This window comes from uncultured Thiodictyon sp. (assembly GCF_903828115.1).
In the GTDB taxonomy this organism is placed as follows: domain Bacteria; phylum Pseudomonadota; class Gammaproteobacteria; order Chromatiales; family Chromatiaceae; genus Thiodictyon.
The window spans coordinates 1-2127 of record NZ_CAIKKU010000701.1; the positions used below are offsets into that span (position 1 = coordinate 1).

The following is a 2127-nucleotide window of genomic DNA, read 5'->3' on the forward strand; positions in this document are numbered from 1 at the left end:
ATTAGCACTATCCAAGGGACTTGTTTAACGCAATTTGTAAACCGTTCCTAAGCGCCCGGGGCACAAAGGACCCTCAGATCAGGCTTGCCGCGAAGTGCAGGATCGCGTACTGCCGCGGCAATGGCGCCAAGGCATGGGCGGATGGTACGCCGCTAGCGCTCGGTTCTGCCAGGGCGCCGCGCGAAAGTCTGCCCCCTGATCAGGGGACTAGCCAAGACGGGGCCGCGCGCCGCCGACTGCGCGGAGCGCCGGGAGCCGCTCGTCGGGGCCACCGATGACGACCGGACACCCCGGCGCGAGCGGAAAATGCCGGGGCGAGGGTCCCCGGCGCCCGCCCGCGGTGCGTCCAACGCTTGACACCTGAGCTTTTGGCCCTACTATTAGCACTCGCTGGTGGAGAGTGCTAACAGCCCAGGCGGCAGGCCGCGCCGCCGCCCTCCACCCCCCTGAACACCCCTCCGAGGAGAATCCAGATGAATGTCCGTCCCCTGCATGACCGCGTCGTCGTCCGTCGCATGGAAGAAGAGCGTACCAGCGCCGGTGGCATCGTGATCCCCGACTCCGCCGCCGAGAAGCCGATCCAGGGCGAGGTGCTCGCGGTCGGCCGCGGCAAGATCCTGGAAAATGGGGATGTGCGCCCGCTGGACGTGAAGGTCGGCGACCGCATCCTCTTCGGCAAGTATTCCGGCACCGAGGTCAAGCTCGACGGCAAGGACCTCCTGGTGATGCGTGAAGATGACATCATGGGCATCGTCGAGGGCTGAACGCCCCCCGACCGTCGACCGACGGTCCCGCCCGGCGGCCCCCGCGAGCGCCGCCCCGCATCCCCCTGACCACAGATTGATTCGAGACAGATCCCCATGAGTGCAAAAGACGTTAAGTTCGGCGGCGATGCCCGTGCCCGTATGATGGAAGGCGTGAACGTCCTGGCCAACGCGGTCAAGGTGACGCTCGGCCCCAAGGGCCGCAACGTGGTCCTGGAGAAGTCCTACGGCGCCCCGACCGTGACCAAGGACGGCGTGTCCGTGGCCAAGGAGATTGAACTCAGGGACAAGTTCGAGAACATGGGCGCCCAGATGGTGAAGGAAGTCGCCTCCCAGACCTCCGACGTGGCTGGTGACGGCACCACCACCGCCACCGTCCTGGCCCAGACCATGGTCCGCGAGGGCCTCAAGGCCGTCGCCGCTGGCATGAACCCGATGGATCTGAAGCGCGGCATCGACCAGGCCGTGATCGCCGCCACCGAGCAGTTGAAGGCCCTGTCGCGGCCCTGCACCGAGAACAAGGAGATCGCCCAGGTCGGCACCATCTCCGCCAACTCGGACGAGTCCATCGGCGAGATCATCGCCGAGGCGATGGGCAAGGTCGGCAAGGAAGGCGTCATCACCGTCGAGGAAGGCACCTCCCTGCACAACGAGCTGGAAGTGGTCGAGGGCATGCAGTTCGACCGCGGCTACCTGTCGCCCTACTTCATCAACAACCAGCAGGGCCAGAGCGCGGATCTGGAAGCGCCCTATGTCCTGCTGCACGACAAGAAGATCTCCAACATCCGCGAACTGCTGCCGGTGCTGGAAGCGGTCGCCAAGTCCGGCAAGCCGCTGCTGATCGTCGCCGAAGACGTGGAAGGCGAGGCCCTGGCCACGCTGGTGGTCAACACCATCCGCGGCATCATCAAGGTCGTCGCCGTGAAGGCCCCGGGCTTTGGTGACCGTCGCAAGGCCATGCTGCAGGACATCGCGGTCCTGACCTGCGCCACCGTCATCGCCGAAGAGGTCGGGCTCACGCTGGAGAAGGCGACGCTCAACGAACTGGGCACCGCCAAGCGCATCCAGGTCGGCAAGGAAAACACCACCATCATCGACGGCGCCGGTTCCGAGACCGACATCAAGGCGCGCTGCGAGCAGATCCGCAGCCAGGTCGAGGAGACCAGCTCCGACTACGACAAGGAAAAGCTCCAGGAGCGTCTGGCCAAGCTCGTGGGTGGCGTCGCCGTCATCAAGGTGGGCGCAGCCTCTGAGACCGAGCTCAAGGAGAAGAAGGCCCGCGTGGAAGACGCCATGCATGCCACCAAGGCTGCTGTCGAGGACGGCATCGTGGCCGGCGGCGGCGTCGCGCTGCTCCGCGCCA

The 2127-nt window shown here is 65.9% G+C and carries 2 protein-coding genes; both read left to right on the forward strand.

Annotation, left to right across the window (positions count from 1 at the left end; genetic code table 11):
• The first annotated feature begins 473 nt into the window (after positions 1-473).
• On the forward strand, positions 474-764 hold the full coding sequence (gene groES / locus QZY48_RS26470) for a co-chaperone GroES (RefSeq protein WP_100917822.1): 291 nt from the start codon (positions 474-476) through the stop codon (positions 762-764).
• A gap of 96 nt (positions 765-860) precedes the next feature.
• The coding region (gene groL, locus QZY48_RS26475) for a chaperonin GroEL (RefSeq protein WP_295436535.1) at positions 861-2127 on the forward strand (1267 nt) is incomplete at its 3' end.

Excerpts from the sequence above, each read along its gene's own strand:
- groES (WP_100917822.1), top strand. The coding sequence starts at position 474 with ATGAATGTCCGTCCCCTGCATGACCGCGTCGTCGTCCGTCGCATGGAA.